Source organism: Microbacterium luteolum, from assembly GCF_039533965.1.
GTDB classification, from domain to species: domain Bacteria; phylum Actinomycetota; class Actinomycetes; order Actinomycetales; family Microbacteriaceae; genus Microbacterium; species Microbacterium luteolum.
Genome location: NZ_BAAAUN010000001.1, coordinates 2,643,318 through 2,660,875, shown reverse-complemented (window position 1 = coordinate 2,660,875; position 17,558 = coordinate 2,643,318). Strand labels below are relative to the sequence as shown.

Below are 17,558 nucleotides of genomic sequence, written 5' to 3'. Positions count from 1 at the left end.
CGCGTCAGGGCCGCGCCGCCCACCACTCGCGCAGCCGCTGCTCCGCGACCTCGGGCCCGAGCACGCCCTCGTCGAGACGAAGGTCGAGCAGGAAGCGGTACGCCTCGCCGACCTCGCGGCCGGGCTTGATGCCCAGGACCTTCTGGATGCGGTTGCCGTCGAGTTCGGGGCGGATGGAGTCGAGCTCCTCCTGCTCGCGGAGCGCCGCGATCCGCGACTCGATGTCGTCGTAGGCGCTGGCGAGGCGTCCGGCCTTGCGCTTGTTGCGGGTGGTGACGTCGGCGCGGGTGAGGATGTGCAGCCGCTCGAGCCGCTCGCCCGCGTCGCGCACGTAGCGGCGCACCGCGGCATCCGTCCACGCTCCCTCGGCGTAGCCGAAGAACCGCAGGTGGAGCTCGATGAGGGTGGCGACGGCATCCGTCGTCTCGGTGTCGAAGCGCAGTGCCTGCAGGCGCTTGCGCGCCATGCGCGAGCCGACGATGTCGTGGTGGTGGAACGTCACCACGCCGCCGTCTTCGAGCTTGCGGGTGCGCGGCTTGCCGATGTCGTGCAGCAGGGCGGCGATGCGCAGGGGCACGTCGGGGGCGGCGCCGGGATGCCGGGAGTGCTCGAGTTCGATGGCCTGCGCGAGCACGGTGAGCGAATGCTCGTAGACGTCCTTGTGGTGATGGTGCTCGTCGACTTCGAGACGGAGAGCACTGACCTCGGGAAGGAACTCGTCGATCAGGTCGGTCTCGACCAGCACGCGGATGCCGCGCACCGGGTCGTCGGTCTGCATGAGGCGCACGAGCTCGGACTGGATGCGCTCCGGGCTGACGATCTCGATCGTCTTCCGCAGCTGCGCGATCGCGTCGAACGTGTCGTCGTCGACGCGGAAGCCGAGCTGGGCGCTGAAGCGCGCGGCGCGCAGCATCCGCAGCGGGTCGTCGCCGAACGAGACGTGCGGATCGGCGGGTGTGCGCAGGACGCCGGCGACGAGGTCTTCGACCCCGCCGGTCGGATCGACGAGCTTGACGGACGGGACCTGCAGGGCCATCGCGTTGACCGTGAAGTCGCGGCGCACGAGGTCGCCCTCGATCGAGTCGCCGAACTCGACGGTGGGCTTGCGGGTCACGCCGTCGTAGCTGTCGGCGCGGTAGGTCGTGATCTCGACCTGCTCGCCCTGCACGCGTGCGCCGATCGTGCCGAATGCGCGGCCGATGTCCCAGTGCGCCGTCGCGATCGGCTTGACGATCTTGAGGATCTCGTCGGGCGACGCGTTCGTCGTGAAGTCGAGGTCGTGCGTCTCGCGGCCGAGCAGCGCATCGCGCACGGGACCGCCGACGACCGCGAGGTCGAAGCCGGCATCGGCGAAGGCCGTGGCGAGGGTGCGGACGACCGGATCCTCGGCGAGCGCGCCGAGACGGAGGAGGCCGTCGGCCATGTTGAGCATGGGTTCCAGCGTACCGGGGCAGGTCAGAAGAGCGGGTTCTCGCCCTTGGCCTGCGCGATGGCCCGGGTGCGGGCCTGCATCAACCGCACCAGGAACATGCTGAGCAGGAACCCGCCGATCACCGCCACCGCCACGATGTACCAGATGCCGATCTCGGGGTCGATCAGCCCGAACCCGTAGATGACAGCGACGAGGACGGCGAGCACCGCGCCCTCGACGACCGCGAAGGTCAGGAAGAGACGGGTCTGGCGGCGCCCGTAGTCCGCGACGACCTCGCGGACGCGGGCATCGATCGAGGAGTCACCGGCGTAGGTCATGAGCCCAGGGTAGCGAGCACGCCGACCGGCCGGGGGCGGCGCGGGAGCTCGCGCGGATTTATGGATCCCCCGAAACGAACCGCTGGTTTCCCGCGTTCCGGCACACCGGCGCCTCTCCCTAGAGTCCTAGACGCGCGGGGTGCCCGCGGCCGTTCCCCACACGAACCGAGGTCAGCATGACTGCGTCTTCCCCACGCCCGCGAACGTCCCGATCGATCACCGCCGATGTCACCTGGTTCTTCGCGATCGCCATCCTGCTGTGCTTCGCGCTGTCCGTGCCGATGGTGTTCCGGCTGGTCCCCGAAGACGTCAACAACCTGATCACTCCGCTCCTGCAGCTGACCCCGTTGCTCGCCGCGATCATCATGTGGATCGCCCGGCGGCCGGGGACCTTCCGACAGACCTTCGCCACGGGCTGGCGCGGCACACCCCGGTGGATCGGGATCGGGATCGGCATCATCGCCGCGATCGCCGCGACCCAGACCGCGATCGCCCTGTCGACGGGGATCTGGCAGCTCAATCCGCTCGAACAGATCGCCGCCGCGACCATCTGGGTCATCCCCGTGCTGCTCATGCAGTCGATCTTCGCCATCGGCGAGGAGTTCGGCTGGCGCGGGTGGCTGGTGACGCGCGCGGCATCGTGGGGCTTCTGGCCCCTGGCGCTCGTCAGCGGCCTGGTCTGGATCGTCTGGCACCTGCCCGTGCTCGCCGTCATCGGCGACCGCCCCGTCTGGGACATCGTCATCTACTTCGCGGGCATGCTGCCCTGGGCGCCGCTGCTGCTCGCCCTCCGCTGGCGCTCGGGGAGCGTCTGGCCGGCGGTTCTGACACACGGCGCCATCAACAGCATCCGGGTGTACCTGCTGCAGTCCGTCCCGAACGCGACGGATCACCTGCTCATCGAGGTGATCGGCTGGGTGCTCACGCTCGCGGCCGCCGCGTGGCTGATGCGTCCGAGCAAGGCGCAGTTCGTCCAGGCGGGATAGAGCATAGCGGATGCCGCGGCATCCGCTATGCGCAGAGCTCGATCGGGAGATAGTCCGTGCCCACCCCGATGATGCCCACACGGCCGTCGGGGCCCGTGCCTGCGACGAACGAGACGCCGTTCTCCTGCCAGACGTAGTCGAAGTGGTCCAGCGCCCATGCCGACTGCTGCTTCTGGTAGCCGAGCTCCACGAGCACCGACTCGGGTGTGCCGATGGTGACGCCCTGCTCGGTCAGCGGGGCGACGGTGGATTCCTCGTCCGGGAGAGGGTATTGGGTGTTGGCGATGTAGATGGTGTCGGTCGCGTCCGCTCCCGCGAGATGGGCGGACCAGGGCTCCTCGGCGTACGGGATGCAGCCTCGGTTGCCGGCGGGGATGAGCGGTTCGAGCTCGTCGTAGCGCGTTCCGAGGGTCAACGGGCCGACACCGTCCGAGGAGATGAGCCAGCGATCTGTGCCGGTGATGGTGACCTTGTAGGGGTTCCCGACGTTGCTGAGCATGTCGCCGACGGCTTGCCCGGCGCCGCCGATGAGATTGGCGCCCTTGCCGATCCAGGCGATGCCCGTCGCGACGGTGATGAGGAGCGCGTCGGACGCGAAGACCTGCTTCATGACGTCGCCGACGCAGTCGAACGCCGCACCGATCCCGGTTTCGAGATAACCCATGACGGCGTCCGTGCTCTGCGGATCGGCGCCGGCCAGCTGCCCGAACCCACGGATACAGTCGCCGGCCTGGATGGCGTCCAGGATCCGGTCCTTCGCGACGCTCTTCCCGAGGAGCCCCGGGAACTGCAGCGCCGTGTCGATGGCGAAGCGGAGGATCTGCGCCACGTACGCGGAGGGGTTCGATGAGACGATGAGGCTCTGCGGACTCGCGTTCGCCACGAGGTAGCGCGCCATGTCCTTGGAGAGCAATGGATAGATGGACGCCCCGCTCTTCGACGGTCCCTCGCCGAGAACGGTGAACAGCTGGGCGACGAGCATCTCGAACGACTCATCGGCGTCCTGCTGTGCGAGACCGACGCTCGCCTCGACGAGCATGGGATATCCGCGCTCGTTCTTCACCTGCAGCTCCGGACGGCCGCCGGCCATGCCCGCACACCAGGTCGCGCGCTGGTCGTCTCCGCCCGGTCCCGTCGTCTTGTAGCCCGCCGCCTCCGCGGCCGCGCTGTCCACGCAGCCGAGCTTCGCGTCGTCGGATCCCCCGCTGAACGTCGCGTTCCAGATCTTCTTGACAGGGTCGATCAGGTCCTTCCACCACGTCACCATCCAGTTCGAGAAGTGGGTCGTCACGACCTGGGCACCCGCCTCGGTCATCACGACCGAATCCACCGGGGTGAGGTCGGCACCCGCCTCCGGGGAGGACATCACGATGGGCGCGGGCTCCCCTTCCTGCACGGTCCCGGCGAAGGTCAACGTCGCGGGCCCGGTGAGAGTCGCCCCCTCGGTGAGCTCGATGTTCCAGCCCTCGTGCCCCTCCTGGTCGACGGGCTCGACGACGAGAGTGCCGGTGCCGCTGATGGAGTCGCCGGGGATGTCGACGGTCACGCCTTCGACGGTGAGTGTCGCGGTCTCCCCCTCTCGGACATCGACGGAGCCCGGCGTCGGCGTCGGCGCGCAGCCGACGAGTGTCCCGAGCACCAGCGCCAGGCCGGCGGCGGTCGCAGTGATGGCGCGGAGAGCCTCCATGGACGTGTCCCTTTCCCCAGAGCGAGCGTTCCCGTGAAGAGTACCGCCGCCGCGGCATCCGCTCTGTTCATCTTCCCGACGCCTCGACGTCAGCCGGGAGTCATCCGTCTTCGATGGGCTGAGGGGGCCCCGTGCGGCTGAGCACGAACCCCCACCCCACAAAGGACTGACATGACCTCCCCCACCCCTGCGGTGCGGTGGCGGCGTCGCGGACTGACGTCCGTCGCGCTCCTCGCCCTGCTCGGCGGCGCCGTCGTCGCCCCCGCGGCGTTCGCCGCACCGAATGCCGCACCCGAGGTGCCGACCGGATCGCTGATCACCGGCGACACCGCCTGGCACTACCTCGACGACGGCTCCGACCCGTCCCCCGCCCCCGCGGCGCTGCGCGACTGGACGCTGCCCGCGTTCGACGACAGTGCTTGGAAGACGGCGCCCGGATCGTTCGGCGCGAAGAACGGCAAGCTCGCCGCGGTCGGTCCTGTCACACCGAAGACACTCCTGAACCACTACCTCGACGGAGCGCAGGCTCCGACGGTTCCCACCTACTTCTTCCGCGGCACGTTCGAGCTCGAGGCGGGCGTCGCTGAGCAGGTGGCGTCGCTCTCGAGCTCCGTCACCTACGACGACGCGATCGTCGTGTGGATCAACGGCACAGAGGTCGCCCGCTTCGTCGACGGCCGCATCACCGACACCACGAACGTCGAGTACGCCGGCGACTCGAACGGCGACCCGCTGACCAGCACCATCACCGCCGAGGGCGACGTCCTGCAGGACGGCACGAACACGGTCGCCGTCGCGCTCTTCCAGGACCGCGAGACCAGCTCCGACATCTACTTCGACATGTCGTCGCTCACGCTGGTCGAGGCGTCCGACCCGGGCACCCCGGTCGTCGCCCCGCCGACACGCGTCATCCTGACCCCGACCGAGCAGCCCGAGATCTCGCAGTCCTTCTCGTGGCTCGCCGGCGATGCCTCGCACACGATCGGCCAGGTCGAGATCGCACCGGCCGCCGGCGGCGACACCCGCACGGTCGACGCCTATGACGCTGGCGTGGTGAACGGCAACCCGAACCACCACTTCTCCGCCACGGTCACCGACCTCAGCCCCGCGACCGAGTACCGCTACCGCGTCGGGCTCCCGGGCAGCTGGAGCGACTGGTTCACCTTCACGACGGCCGACCCGAACGCGACGGACTTCCAGTTCGTCTACTACGGCGACGCGCAGATCGGCCTCGACACGACCTGGCCGAGCGTCGTCAAGCAGGCCGAGGCGAACGCGCCCCGATCGATCGGCTCCGTGCACGCCGGTGACCTGATCAACAAGTCCAGCAACGAGGACGAGTGGCTGAACTGGTTCAAGGGCATGGAGGACTCGGCCACGCACACCAACGTGATGGCGGCGCCGGGCAACCACGAGTACTCGGGCGACAAGCTGCTCACCGCCTGGAAGGCCGCGTTCGAGTACCCGCACAACAACCCGTCGATGGAGTCGATCGGCGAACTGGCCGACCTCGCCAAGGGCGACACCGAGGTCGCGGCGCAGTACCGCTCGCTGTTCGACCACTGGAGCGCGTTCGCTGCCGAGACCGCGTACTACACGGACTACCAGGACGTGCGCTTCATCACCCTCAACGCGACCCGCGACGCGACGTTCCTCACGCCGCCGGCTCTGCCGTCCTGCACGGGAGACGACTGCCCGATCAACCAGGGCGAGGAGCTGTGGATCCGCTTCCAGGGCGCCTGGCTCGACCTGCTCCTGCAGAACAGCCCGTCGAAGTGGAACGTCGTCACGTTCCACCAGCCGGTCTTCTCCGCATCCGAGGGTCGCGACGAGCCGAAGCTCCGTGCCGACTGGGTACCGGTCTTCCAGCGCAACGACATCGACCTCGTGCTCATGGGTCACGACCACACCTATGCGCGCGGCTACGTGAACACCGACGCGACCGAGACCCCTGGCCTCACGACCGGACCGGTCTACGTCGTCTCGAACTCGGGCGCGAAGCACTACGAGCTCGAGACCCCGGAGAAGAACGTCTGGACCAACAACGGCGCCACCCAGGTGCTGCGCGGCCAGGGCGTCACCACGTACCAGGTGATCGACGTCTCGCACGATCAGCTCGTCTACCGCTCGTACCTCGCGGAGAAGCAGCCGAACGCCACGACCGACCTTCCCGTCGGCGCCGTCTACGACACCTTCACGGTGACGAAGTCGGATGCCGGTGAGAAGTGGGTCACCGAGGCCGGGGTCACGCCCCCGACCACCGAGCCGGAGGTTCCGGCAGAGGTCGAGCTCGGGGCGGCATCCGTCAAGGCCGGTGGCACGGTCACGGTCTCGGGTACCGGATTCGCAGCGGATGCCGAGCTGCGGCTCGAGCTGCGCTCCGACCCGGTCGACCTCGGTACGGTCACCGTGGGCGCGGACGGCGCGTTCTCGCGCAGCGTGACGATCCCGGCGGCCACCCCGGCCGGCGTGCACACCCTCGCGGTGATCCGCGCCGACGGCACCGAGGTCACCGCCTCGCTCACCGTCACGGCGGCGACGTCGGGCGGCGGAGCGGTGACCCCGGGCGCCGGTGGCCCCGCTGCGGGCGGCCTCGCCACGACCGGTGCCGACAGCACCCCGTACGTGGTCGCCGCGGTGGTGCTCCTCGCGCTGGGTCTCGGCCTCTTCGCGCTGCGACGCCGCCGGAAGCACGCCGAGTAGTCCACGGCATCCAGCGAAAGGCGTCGTCGGGGCTTCGGCTCCGGCGGCGCCTTCGGCCTCTGTCGGGGCGACTCGGCCCGCCGTAGGATCAGCCTCGTGACCGAAGACCCCGCGCGACCCGGACCCGACCCCTCCCGCCGAGGGTTCCTCAAGCTGGGCGGGGCCGCGTTGGCCGGAGCAGTGGTCGGCGGAGCCGGCGGCGCCGCCATCGGAGCGACGATCGCCGCGAGCCATCGCGACGGCTTCGCCTCCGATCCGGATCCGTTCGCCGCCCTGACTCCTCGGAGCGAGCCGGGATTCGATCACCTCGTCGTGGTGATGGGCGAGAACCGCTCGTTCGACAACCTGCTCGGCTACCTGTACTCGAAGGAGAACCTGCCCGAAGGCGAGACGTTCGAGGGGCTGGCCTTCGGCGACCACAGCAACACCGCCCCCGATGGGACCGTCGTCGCAGCGCACGTCCACCAGGGCGACACCGACCGGATCATGAGCCTTCCCGACCCGGATCCGGGCGAGGAGTATCCGCACGTCAACACCCAGATCTTCGGCACGATCGATCCGAAGACGAACGCCGATCTCTTCGTCGACGAGATGACGGCGCCGTTCAATGCCCCGACGAAGGGCGAGAAGGCGACGATGTCGGGGTTCCTCGAGGACTACATCATCAACTTCCGGCGCCTCCGTCGTGGGGTCGACCCGAAACCGGAAGAGGCCGCGCACATCATGGGCTCGTTCTCCCCGGAGATGCTGCCCGTGCTGTCGACGCTCGCCGCCGAGTTCGCCGTGTTCGACCACTGGTACGCGGGTGTGCCGTCGCAGACGTTCTGCAACCGGTCGTTCTTCCACGCATCGACCTCGCACGGCTTCGTCACGAACCAGGGCGAGGGCGGGTACCGGAAGTGGCTCGACGCCGCGGCGGCGCCGACGGTCTTCAACCGGCTCGAAGACAAGAAGCTGAGCTGGAAGATCTACCTCGACAAGCTGCAGCTCGTCTCGTTCACGGGCATGCTGCATGCGGCCGTGCTCGAGAAGTACTGGCGTACCGAGCACTTCGGCACGATGGAGGACTTCTACGCCGAGGCGAAGGAAGGGAAGCTCCCCGCCTACGCCTTCATCGAGCCTCGGATGGTCTACGACCACAACGACTTCCACCCGCCGTTCGGCGCCGTGCGCGAGAGCAGCGCCGACGGCGAGGAGATCTTCGACAGCGCGGTGTCCGATGTCCGTGCGGGCGACCGTCTCATCCACGACATCTACGAGGCGGTGCGCACCAGCGCGTCCCCGCAGGGCTCGAACGCCGTGAACACGCTGCTGCTCATCACGTTCGACGAGCACGGCGGATGCTACGACCACGTGCCCCCGCCCGCTGCGACGAAGCCGACAGCCGACACGAAAGCCGGCGAGATGGGTTTCACGTTCGACCGCCTCGGATGCCGGGTACCGGCGATCGCCGTCTCGGCGTACACGAAGCGCGGCACGATCATCCACGACGAGATGCACCACGGCTCGGTGACCGCGACGCTCTCCCGCCTGCACGGGCTGAAGCCGCTGAACGACCGCGACCAGTCGGCCAACACGCTGACGAACGTCGTGAACCTCGACAAGCCGCGGCATCCGGCCGACTGGCCCGTCACCACCCCGGCGTACACGCCACCCAACCCCGAGGAGGCTCCGCCGCAGCCGAACGACGCCGATCAGACCAGGCCTCTCACGCCGCCGGCCCGCGGCCTGCTCGGTCTGCTCATCGCGCGCTACGGCAAGCCGGGCGAGCCCGAGCCCCAGACGTTCGCCGACGCCTACCGACTGCTCCACGAGCACGGCGAAGAGCTCTTCGGACCTCCGAAGGGCAGCTGAGGCCGCTCAGTCCTTGGTCGCCCGGCGACGCGAGACGACGAACAGCACGGCTCCGATGAGGAGCACGGCGGCACCGCCCGCGGCCCAGGCGAACGTCTCCGGGCCGAGCCCCGTGGCCGGAAGCGGCTTTCCGCCGCCGTTGCCTCCGCCGCCGACGGGCGGATCAGGGTCAGGCGACGGAGGTGTGACCACGATGGCGCCGAGGGTGAAGTCCTGCTCCACCACGGCCTCGCCGGCGGCAGTGATCACGACGGTCCTGGTCGCCGAGCCGACGACCGTGGTTCCGGCGGGGGGCACGACGGTGAACGTGTAGGTGCCTGGCGGGAGATCGCCGAGGCCGAACGATCCGTCGGCATCCGTGATCAGCTGCGCGGGCACGCCCGGACCGGTGACCTGGATGACCGCTCCGGGCACGGGTGCCCCGCCGTCGGTGCGCACCGTTCCGTCGACGGCGCCGAGGCGGGCGAGCTCGAAGTCCACGTTCTCGACGTCGGCTCCCGCGATCTGCTCGTTCCGCGTGACCGGGGTCACGGCCACGTACCCGCCCGGCGTCGTGATGGTGATCTCGTAGTCACCCGCGGGAAGGCGCGGGAAGGCGTATCCGCCGCTTCCGTCGGTCACGGTCGTGAGAACGGCGCCACCCGGACCGGTCGCGGTGACCGTCACCCCGGCGACGCCGGTGCCGTTGGACGAGACCAGGCCGCTGAGACTCGGGTTCTCCGCAACCTGGAAGTCGACGTTCTCGATCGGGTCCTCGCTGCCGGGAGGGATCGTGAAGGCCGGCGGTGACGTGACGAGGGTGTACCCGTCGGGCGTGGTGATGGCCGCCGTGTGCGTGCCGACCGGGATCGAATCGAACAGGTAGCGCCCGTCGGCATCCGTCGTGGTGGTCTGCCCGTCGATCGTCACGGTGACGCCCGCGATCGGGCCGCCACCGGCATCCGTCACCTGCCCGGAGACCGCGACGGGAACGATGTCGCGAACCGTGAAGTCCGCGACCGCGTCGGAGGTCGTGAGATCCGCGGTGAGAGTGGCGGGGCCGGTCGAGATCTTCCCTGCCGGGGGCGCGACGCGGACGATGTAGCCGTCAGTCGCGATGAAGCCCGGGAACGCGTAGGTGCCGTCGGCCGCGGTCGTCGTCGTGCCGACCACCGCACCGGTGCCGTCGATCAGCGTGAGGCCGACGCCGGTCAGGGGCCCGTCGACGATGTCGACGACTGATCCGGTGATGTCCCGCGCCTGCGAGGCGAACCAGGTCTGGTAGACGGGGAAGCCGGATCGGCGGGTGAAGAAGAAGGTGAGCGAGGTGATCGGAGCGGCCGGTTCGAACCAGGCGGCCGAGCCGCTGGTGTCGGCAGCTGCCGCGTTCCCGGTCAGGGTGAGCGTCGCGGGGTCCCAGCTCGGGATGTCATCCGCCGCGCCCGTGCATGACGGCTTTCCGACGACGCCGGGCGCGCAGTAGTTGAAGCCGCCCTGGAAGCCGAGTTCCGCGGCGTCGAGCGCCTGCCCGTCGGGACCGATGGCCTGGATGCGCACGGCATCCGCGTCGATGTCGCCGAGTGCGAACGCCCATCCCGACGACGGCGTCGGCGTCGCGAACGAATACGTCGTGGTCGAGGGGCTCGCCGCATTGTCGGCCTTCGGCCGCAGGTTCAGGTACGCCTGGTCACGGCTCGACCCGTACTTGGCTCCGATCGGGGTGCCCTCCGACAGCCAGGTGGATGCTCCGGAGATCACGGCCGGTCCGCCGCCGCGGGAGTCGCTCGTCATGGTCGCGGTGAGAGCGGGCTGCGGCGCGATCTGGACCGTGGTCGTGTAAGCCCCGGCACCGCCGGCCAGCGGCTGCCAGGTGGCCCAGGAACTGGTCGTCGCCGCGGCCGCCGGGATGGCGCCCACGAGCACGGCGACCATGACGATCGCTCCGGCAAGAATCCCCCGCTGACGCACACGCATGCGGCCAGCGTACCGATATACCGGAATGACGTGAAGGGCGGATGCCGCGGCATCCGCCCTCTGCGCGATCAGACCGGGTCGCCCTGGACGGGGCCTTCGGTGTTCGGCTTCCACCCGAGCGCCGGAGCGACATGGGTCGCGAACGACTCGAGCACGTGCAGGTTGTACGCCGGTCCGAGCTGGTTCGGAATGGTCAGCAGCAGGGTGTCGGCGCTCATCACGGCCTCGTCGCGCTTCAGCTGCTCGATGAGCACATCGGGCTCCGCGGCGTAGGTCTTGCCGAACGTGGAGCGGAACCCGTCGATGATGCCGATCTGGTCGCCGTTCTCCTCGCTGCGCAGACCGAAGTACGCCCGGTCCATGTCGGAGATCAGCGGGAAGACGCTGCGGCTGACCGAGACGCGGGGCCGACCCGTGTGGTCCGCCTCCTTGTAGGCGGCGCGGAAGAGCTCGATCTGCTCGCGCTGCAGCTCGTGGAACGGCTGACCGGTGGCCTCGGTGACCAGCGTGGAGCTCATCATGTTCAGGCCCTTGCGGCCGGTCTCTTCGGCCGTGCCCCGGGAACCGGAGCCCCACCAGATGTGATCGCGGAGCGTCGGGGACTGCGGCTCGATCGCGAGGTAGCGTCCCTCTCCGACCATGCGGGGGTCACCGGCGGCGATCCGCTCCCCCTCGATCGCACGGAGGAAGATGTCGAACTTCTCGCGCGCCAGCACGCTGCCGCGCTCCGGGTCCTCCTGATCGACGTAGCCGAAGGCCTCGTAGCCGCGCAGCGCGGTCTCGGGTGAACCACGGCTCACGCCGAGAGCGATCCGGCCGTCGGCGATCAGGTCGAGCGCGGCCGCCTCCTCGGCGAACTGCAGCGGGTTCTCGTAGCGCATGTCGATCACGCCGGTGCCGACCTCGATGCGCTTCGTGCGTGCCGCCATGGCCGACAGCAGCGGCATCGGCGACGCCGCCTGCCGCGCCCAGTGGTGCACGCGCACCGAGGCGCCGTTGACGCCGATCTCGTCCGCACCCTCGGCGATCTCGATCGTCTGCTTCAGCATGTCGCCCGCCGTGCGGGTCGCCGAGCCGGGCACATCTGCGTAGTGCCCGAAGGAGAGGAATCCGAATGCCTTCATGATCTATTCCAACGCATGGATGCTGCGCCTATTCCCCCGGCACCAGCAGACCGTCGAACACGAGGGCGCGGATGCGGGGCTCGAGCTCGGACCAGAGGTCGCCCAGCGGCACCTCGAACAGGTCAGCCAGCGCCGCGACGATCTGCCCGACGGTCAGCTCCCCGTCACACGCGCCGACGAACGCGGCGAGCGCAGGATCGACGTTCACGGTGCGGGCGAATCCGCTGCCCTGTCGCAGCTCGATGACGCTCGGATCGTCGTTGCCGGGCAGCAGGTGCCGCGCCTCCGTCACATCGGATGCCGTGACGAGCGTCGCCGGCACGCCCTCGGTCAGCACGTCGTGGGCGGCCAGCCCGATGGCGAGCGCCGTGCCGACGTTCGACACCGGCTGCGACAGCTTCTCCATGCGCCGGATCGGTGCGGCATCCGCCTGCTCAATGCCCGAGCCCGCCGACGGGCGCCGGATCAGCACGTAGCCGAAGCCGACGGAGATGACCTCGCGCGCGGCGAAGTCATCGAGCCAGGCCGTGAGCAGCGGCGTGAACTCGGGGTCGCGCGGCGTCGTGCCTCCGTCGCGGATCCACAGCTCGGCGTAGCCGAGAGGAGACAGCTGCTCGCGCTCGATCACCCAGAGGTCGAGGTCGGCCGGCACCCAGGCGTCGAGACGCGCGAGTCCTGCGACACCCGCGCGCGACTCCCAGTTGCCGAGCAGCTGGGCGATGCCGCCGACGGTGAGGAACGCCGGGGCAGTCCGCACGAACTGCTCGACCAGCGCATCGCCGACGAGACCGCCGTCGCGGTACTCGTAGGCGGGGACTCCATCGACGCGCGGGGTGATGACGAACGGCGGGTTCGAGACGATCAGGTCGAACGCCTCCCCCTCGACCGGATCGAACATGCTCCCGAGGCGGAACTCGATGTTGGTCACGCCGTTGAGCCGGGCGTTGAGCTCGGCGAAGGCCAGTGCCCGTGCGGAGATGTCCGTCGCGACCACGGTCCGCGCCCGGCGGGCGACCAGCAGCGCCTGGATGCCGCACCCGGTGCCGAGATCGAGGGCCCGGTCCACTTCGATCGGCACGATCGTCTCGGCGAGGGTGCGCGACGCCCCGCCGACGCCGAGCACGTGGTCGGCGGGCAGAGCGCCGTCGAGCGCGACCTCGTCGAGATCGCTGGCGATCCACCACTCCCCGACACCGTCGGCGTCGACAAACGACTGCGGGCGCAGCAGGGCGGCGGGCGTCACGGTGTCGGCGTCCGCCGTCGCGAGCCCGAGGGCGATCAGCCCCTCGACGCCCAAGCGGGGCAGGGCGTCGTCGACCGCGACCCTCGGCTGCGGCATCCCGAGCATGAGCAGGCGCCCGAGGGTGGCCAGGACACCGCTGTCACCGGCGATCGCACGGAGGATCGGTTCGCGCATGCCCCGAGCGAGGGCGTCGTCGGCCTCCTCGCCCCACAGGCGTCGCAGCGGCTCGGAGCGGAGGTCGGCGGCATCGAGATCGGCGGCGAGATCGGCGCTGCCGAGCGGCTCGGGAACGGGTGCGGGGGTGTCGGACACGGCCGTCACTCTACGCGTCTTCAGGGTTCTCCTTCCTCGGGCCTCCTAGAATCACAAGGTCAGTACTCACGAGCAGCCCCCGTCCCGGGGCGTTCGAGGAAGACCTTCATGTCCGTCAACACCCCCGAAACCGGCTTCCGTGCGCGCCTGCAGCAGCTCGCGCGCAGGACCGTCGTCTTCGCGATCGCACTGTCCGTCGGCGGATTCGTGGTTCCGAGTGCCGCATCCGCCGCGGAGACGCCGCCGGCCGATGGCGAGCAGAGCGTCGAGCTCCACGTCTCCGCAGGACTCCGCGGAACGATCGCACCCGGTTCTTCGACCTCGGCGACCCTCACCGTGCGGAACAGGACCGACGAGGAACTGAGCGCCGGTCGCGTCCAGGTCGAGATCGGAAGCACCCCGCTGGCCGACGACGAGGCCGTCACGAACTGGCTCGACCAGGAAGAGGCATCCGGCGACTTCACGCCGCTCGGGACCGACAGCACGGGATCGATCGATGCGGGCGAATCCGCGACCGCCACGGTGTTCCTTACCGAGAGCGCCGTCGGCGATCTCGTTCCCGGCATCTACCCGCTGCGAGCCGAGCTGACCGGCGCGACCACCGGCGGACCGGCGGCGGATGACACGGTCGCCAGGGACGCCTCGGCGACCAGCATCCTGGTCGTGACGGCGGCGCAGACGTCTCTGATCGGCGTGCTCGTGCCGATCACGGCCACGCCCGCCGGCGGGGCGCTCCTCACAGCGGACGAGCTCGCGGCTCTCACCGCCCCCGAGGGCTCGCTGACGGCGCAACTCGACGGCGTCGCCGGCACAACGGCCGTGCTCGCGATCGACCCGTCGATCCCGGCCGCGATCCGCGCTCTCGGCACCGCAGCACCGGAACAGGCGACGGACTGGCTCGCCCGCCTCGATGACCTCCCGAACCCACGCTTCGCCCTGCAGTTCGGCGATGCGGATGCCGCCGTCCAGGCGCAGGCGCAACTCCCCGAGCTGCTGCAGCCGACGACGCTCTCGCCCTTCCTGGATCCCGCGAACTTCCCGGTCGCGCGCGTCACCACGCCCCCGACCGCCGCCGGCGACGGGACCACCGCCCCCACGCCCGCGCCGACCGAGGCCCCGGTCCTCCCCGATGACGAGCAGCTCACGGTCGTCGAGGGCGCGTTGCCCCGCATCCTGTGGCCGCGCGCAGACGTGACGCCGCAAGATCTCGCCGCCTTCCAGACGTACCTCGGCGAGGGGACGACCACGATCGTCTCCTCCTCCACGGTGAGCGGGCAGAGCGCAGCGCACGCGACCGCCGAGGGCCAGGACCTCCTCGTCACCGACGCCGTCGCCTCCGCCGCGCTCTCGGATGCCGCGGCCGAAGCCGACCCCGCCGCCCGTCAGCGCCTGCTCGCCGAAGCGGCCGCACGCCTCTTCCTGGCGGAGAGTCGAGCCCCCGGAGCGCCGCTGCTCATCGGGCTGGACCGTGATGAGACCCGCACTCCGGACGCACTGCGCGAGGTGATCTCTGCGGCCGACTCGATCGGCTTCGACCTCGGCACGCTGCGCGACACCCCGCCGGCCGCCGCGACGATCTCCGTCGAGACGGGCACCCCGGGAGCGGCAGACGTCGCGAGCCTCCTCGCAGACGAGCAGACCCTCGTCGCCTTCTCGACGATCCTCACCGACCCGCAGGTGCTGCTCGGCCCGGAGCGCATCAGGATCCTGCGCACGCTCGCGGTGGGAACTCCGGCGGAGGATTTCGCCGCGGTCGTCGCCGCGCACCGGGCGCAGACCACCGCGACCCTCGGCGCGGTCAGCATCCCGCCGTCGAGCACCATCCAGCTGCTCTCCGCCAACGCCGACCTGCCGATCCGGGTGCGCAACGATCTGCCCTGGCCGGTGACGGTGCAGCTGACCGCCTCGCCGAGCGACCCTCGCCTCGAGGTGAAGCCGCTCATCGAGACGGTCGTGCAGGCGAACAACACCGCGACCGTCAAGGTTCCCGTGTCGGCACGAGTCGGCAGCGGCGAGGTCGACCTGCGGCTGGGCCTCATCAGCCCCACGGGTGTGCAGATCCAGGGCGTCCAGACCGTCCGCGTCGCGGTGCGCGCGGAGTGGGAAGGCATCGGCCTCGGCATCTTCGGCGGACTCGCCGTGCTGCTGATCGGCCTCGGCGTGATCCGCACCGTGCGCCGCAAGCGCCGGGAGGCAGCCGAGGAGGCCGCAGCGGATGCCGCAGCACTGGAAGCAGCAGAGCCGAAGGACGGGCGTGGAGAGTAGCCTCGGGCGCGCGAGCGCCGTCATCGGCGCCGGCACCCTGGTGTCGCGCCTCACCGGACTCCTCCGGAGCATCGTGCTGGTCGGAGTGCTGGGCGCCGTCGGTTCGGAGGCCGCGGACGCGTTCACGTTCGCCAACACCCTCCCGAACAGCGTCTTCGCCCTGATCTCCGTCGGTGTGCTGACGGCGGTGATCGTGCCGCAGATCGTGAAGGCGACGGCGGATGCCGACGGCGGCAACGCCTTCATCTCCAAGCTCTTCACTCTCGGCACCGTCGTCCTGGTCGTCACCACGTTGATCGCGACCATCGCCGCGCCCTGGCTGGTCGTGCTGGTGGCCGGCCAAGCGCCCCCCGCCGCCCAGGCGCTCGCGACCGCCCTCGCGTACTGGTGCCTCCCGCAGATCCTCTTCTACGGGCTCTACGCGCTGCTCGGGGAGGCGCTCAACGCCCGACGGATCTTCGGACCCTTCACCTGGGCTCCGGTCGTGAACAACATCGTCTCGATCGTCGGCTTCCTGCTCCTCGGAGCGCTCTTCGCTCCCGTGCCGACCAAGGCCGCGGAGTGGACGCCGACGATGATCACCACCCTCGGCGCCACGGCGACCCTGGGCATCGCGCTGCAGGCGGTCGTGCTGCTGGTGTTCTGGCGGCGCACCGGTCTCGCGCTCAAGCCCGACTTCCGCTGGCGAGGCGTGGGCCTCGGGACGGTCGGGAAACTCGCCGGCTGGACGTTCCTGATGGCCTTCGCAAGCCTCGCCGCGGGAGTGCTGCAGGGGAACATCGTGAGTGCGGCCTCGGGAACGGGCGCCTCCGCGACGGTCACCGCCAACGCCTGGCTCATCTTCATGCTCCCGTACTCGGTGATCGTGCTGTCGATCGGGACGCCGTACTTCACCCAGATCAGCGAGCATGCCGCGGCTGGTCGACACGTCGAGGTGCGAGAAGACATCTCGCGCAGCATCCGCACCCTGCTGTTCTTCATCGTCGCGGCCGTCGCGGCCGTCGCCGCCGCCGCGATCCCCGCGTCCCGGGTCTTCACGAGCTCGCCCGCCGACGCCGAAGCGGCCGCGCTGGTGCTGATCTGCTACCTCGTGAGCCTGATCCCCCTGACGATCCTCTTCATCGTCCAGCGGACGTTCTACGCCTACGACGACACCCGCACGCCGTTCTGGTTCACGATCTTCCAGTGCTGCCTCATCGTCGGCACGGCGCTGATCGCCTGGGGGCTGCTCCAGGCCGATGTGATCCCGATCACGGGTCTCGCCGCGGCCGTCGCCCTCGGCCAGTCGATCTCCAGCACCGTGCAGACGATCGTCGCCACGTGGTTGCTGCACCGCAAGATCGGCAGCCTCGGAGTGCGCTCCTGGCTCGTCACTCTCGGCCGCTTCGCCGTGGCCGCGATCCCCGCGGGGCTCGCCGGCTGGGGCGTCTTCGTCCTGTTCGGCGCGAGTGCCGGCTGGACCGTCTCGGACAAGATCCCCGGCGCCCTCGGCACCGCCGTGATCGGCCTCGTCGTGGTCGTCGTCTACCTCGGGATCCTCGCCCTGCTGCGCGCGCCGGAGCTCAAGGTCGCCGGTTCGCTCGTGCGCCGTTTCCTGCCAGGTCGCTGAGCCCGGCCGGGCGCCCCGCGCGGGGAATGCCGCGCGGTTACCATGGGTTGAACCATTCGGGACGTCTTTCGGC

Annotated in this window: 11 protein-coding genes; 5 read left to right on the top strand and 6 right to left on the bottom strand. The window is 70.0% G+C overall.

The features are described 5' to 3' along the window. Positions 1–4 precede the first annotated feature (4 nt). Positions 5–1,432: a CCA tRNA nucleotidyltransferase gene (locus ABD648_RS12815; RefSeq protein ID WP_282215341.1), complete on the bottom strand. Its 1,428-nt coding sequence runs from the start codon at positions 1,430–1,432 to the stop codon at positions 5–7. 23 nt (positions 1,433–1,455) lie between these two features. Next, positions 1,456–1,749, bottom strand: a complete 294-nt coding sequence (locus ABD648_RS12810) for a hypothetical protein (protein ID WP_282215340.1) — start codon at positions 1,747–1,749, stop codon at positions 1,456–1,458. Between the two features lie 176 nt (positions 1,750–1,925). On the opposite strand from ABD648_RS12810, the gene ABD648_RS12805 reads away from it, so the two are divergent. After that, the gene (locus ABD648_RS12805; protein ID WP_282215339.1) at positions 1,926–2,735 is read left to right on the top strand and encodes a CPBP family intramembrane glutamic endopeptidase; all 810 of its coding nucleotides are present in this window, start codon (positions 1,926–1,928) and stop codon (positions 2,733–2,735) included. Positions 2,736–2,760: 25 nt separating this feature from the next. Here ABD648_RS12805 and ABD648_RS12800 read toward each other — a convergent pair whose 3' ends face one another. Next, a complete protein-coding gene (locus ABD648_RS12800) occupies positions 2,761–4,422 on the bottom strand; it encodes a hypothetical protein (protein WP_282215338.1) in 1,662 nt (553 codons plus the stop codon). Between the two features lie 171 nt (positions 4,423–4,593). Here ABD648_RS12800 and ABD648_RS12795 point away from each other — a divergent pair, with 171 nt between their 5' ends. Both ABD648_RS12795 and ABD648_RS12790 read left to right on the top strand, forming a co-directional pair. Next, positions 4,594–7,125 carry a purple acid phosphatase family protein gene (locus ABD648_RS12795; RefSeq protein WP_282215337.1) on the top strand — a complete coding sequence of 844 codons (2,532 nt, stop codon included), beginning with the start codon at positions 4,594–4,596 and terminating at the stop codon, positions 7,123–7,125. A 96-nt stretch (positions 7,126–7,221) separates the two neighbouring features. Next, complete coding sequence (locus ABD648_RS12790; protein ID WP_282215336.1) at positions 7,222–8,979, top strand: alkaline phosphatase family protein; 1,758 nt, start codon at positions 7,222–7,224, stop codon at positions 8,977–8,979. Between the two features lie 6 nt (positions 8,980–8,985). On the opposite strand, the gene ABD648_RS12785 is transcribed toward ABD648_RS12790, so the two are convergent. From ABD648_RS12785 to ABD648_RS12775, 3 genes are all read right to left on the bottom strand, one after another. Next, on the bottom strand, positions 8,986–10,932 hold the full coding sequence (locus ABD648_RS12785; RefSeq protein ID WP_282215335.1) for an MSCRAMM family protein: 1,947 nt from the start codon (positions 10,930–10,932) through the stop codon (positions 8,986–8,988). Between the two features lie 68 nt (positions 10,933–11,000). Next, positions 11,001–12,056: an LLM class flavin-dependent oxidoreductase gene (locus ABD648_RS12780; protein WP_282215334.1), complete on the bottom strand. Its 1,056-nt coding sequence runs from the start codon at positions 12,054–12,056 to the stop codon at positions 11,001–11,003. Between the two features lie 28 nt (positions 12,057–12,084). Further along, entirely contained in the window at positions 12,085–13,620 is a 1,536-nt protein-coding gene (locus ABD648_RS12775) for a class I SAM-dependent methyltransferase (RefSeq protein WP_282215333.1), read from the bottom strand. Positions 13,621–13,719: 99 nt separating this feature from the next. Here ABD648_RS12775 and ABD648_RS12770 point away from each other — a divergent pair, with 99 nt between their 5' ends. Further along, complete coding sequence (locus tag ABD648_RS12770; RefSeq protein ID WP_282215332.1) at positions 13,720–15,876, top strand: DUF6049 family protein; 2,157 nt, start codon at positions 13,720–13,722, stop codon at positions 15,874–15,876. Further along, positions 15,866–17,485 carry a murein biosynthesis integral membrane protein MurJ gene (murJ, locus tag ABD648_RS12765; RefSeq protein ID WP_282215331.1) on the top strand — a complete coding sequence of 540 codons (1,620 nt, stop codon included), beginning with the start codon at positions 15,866–15,868 and terminating at the stop codon, positions 17,483–17,485. Before ABD648_RS12770 ends, murJ begins: the two co-directional genes overlap by 11 nt. Positions 17,486–17,558 lie beyond the last annotated feature (73 nt).

What these genes read in the sequence shown, in the direction of transcription:
- ABD648_RS12815 (WP_282215341.1), bottom strand. Translation starts at nt 1,432, where the DNA reads ATGCTCAACATGGCCGACGGCCTCCTCCGTCTCGGCGCGCTCGCCGAG.
- ABD648_RS12810 (WP_282215340.1), bottom strand. Translation starts at nt 1,749, where the DNA reads ATGACCTACGCCGGTGACTCCTCGATCGATGCCCGCGTCCGCGAGGTC.
- ABD648_RS12805 (WP_282215339.1), top strand. Translation starts at nt 1,926, where the DNA reads ATGACTGCGTCTTCCCCACGCCCGCGAACGTCCCGATCGATCACCGCC.
- ABD648_RS12800 (WP_282215338.1), bottom strand. Translation starts at nt 4,422, where the DNA reads ATGGAGGCTCTCCGCGCCATCACTGCGACCGCCGCCGGCCTGGCGCTG.
- ABD648_RS12795 (WP_282215337.1), top strand. Translation starts at nt 4,594, where the DNA reads ATGACCTCCCCCACCCCTGCGGTGCGGTGGCGGCGTCGCGGACTGACG.
- ABD648_RS12785 (WP_282215335.1), bottom strand. Translation starts at nt 10,932, where the DNA reads ATGCGTGTGCGTCAGCGGGGGATTCTTGCCGGAGCGATCGTCATGGTC.
- ABD648_RS12780 (WP_282215334.1), bottom strand. Translation starts at nt 12,056, where the DNA reads ATGAAGGCATTCGGATTCCTCTCCTTCGGGCACTACGCAGATGTGCCC.
- ABD648_RS12770 (WP_282215332.1), top strand. Translation starts at nt 13,720, where the DNA reads ATGTCCGTCAACACCCCCGAAACCGGCTTCCGTGCGCGCCTGCAGCAG.